Source organism: Paraburkholderia sp. CNPSo 3274, from assembly GCF_024206475.1.
Lineage (GTDB): Bacteria > Pseudomonadota > Gammaproteobacteria > Burkholderiales > Burkholderiaceae > Paraburkholderia.
On the sequence record NZ_JAMBPR010000244.1, the window covers coordinates 1 to 744 of the forward strand.

At 58.7% G+C, this 744-nt stretch carries 1 pseudogene; it reads left to right on the top strand.

What is annotated here, in order from left to right:
• Positions 1-42: 42 nt before the first annotated feature.
• Positions 43-261, top strand: a pseudogene (locus tag M3I54_RS44485) (IS5/IS1182 family transposase); the annotation flags it as partial.
• Between the last annotated feature and the right edge of the window lie 483 nt (positions 262-744).

Here is a 744-nt window from a genome sequence, read left to right on the forward strand (position 1 = left end):
AAGCGCTAAGATGCTTCATCCGACAGCGAGGGATGGAGCGAGATGAAGCGGTTCGTGCAAGGCGACAATCGTACACAAAGCTTTCTCCTTCCCGAAGCGCTCGATGACTACGTGACGGACACCAATCCTGTGCGCGTGGTGGACGTCTTTGTGGATGAACTCGATCTCCGGCAGCTGGGGTTTGAAGGTGTCGAGCCAGCGCTGACCGGGCGGCCTTCGTATCATCCCGAGGTGATGCTCAAGATCTACTACAAGGGCTTCCCCATTCAGCGCAAGTCCGATGGGGTTCCCGATGTTGCCTGTTGCGTTGCCCGCAGTGTTTGAGAAGGTGAAGGACTGCGATACTACAAACGGTCATTTTGGGCTTACGGCCCGGACCCTGATGAAAGACGCGCGCGAGGACCTAATTCATTTATCGGGAGCGAGTACCCCAGTAGATCTTGCAGGTATCCCCCGCGCGGGTCCAACCCACTTCACATCACCGTTGGCAGCGCAATGCCGCGCGTCAAACAAGATGAGAGCAGCGCGTCAATCAGGATGAGAGTACTGGCGTTGCGGCAGCGGTGGAGGGCGTAGCCCGGAACCGCTGCCGCAACGCCGCGCCGAGGAGTCCGCCCCGCTGCCGGGGTGCCTTGTCGGTGGTCGCGGTAAATCGGGTATGAACAGCTCTTCCATGTAGCGAAGGGAGGCTGAGTTGCCCGGCCGACACATCAACGACCATCAGATGAGGCTCTACATGAAGTA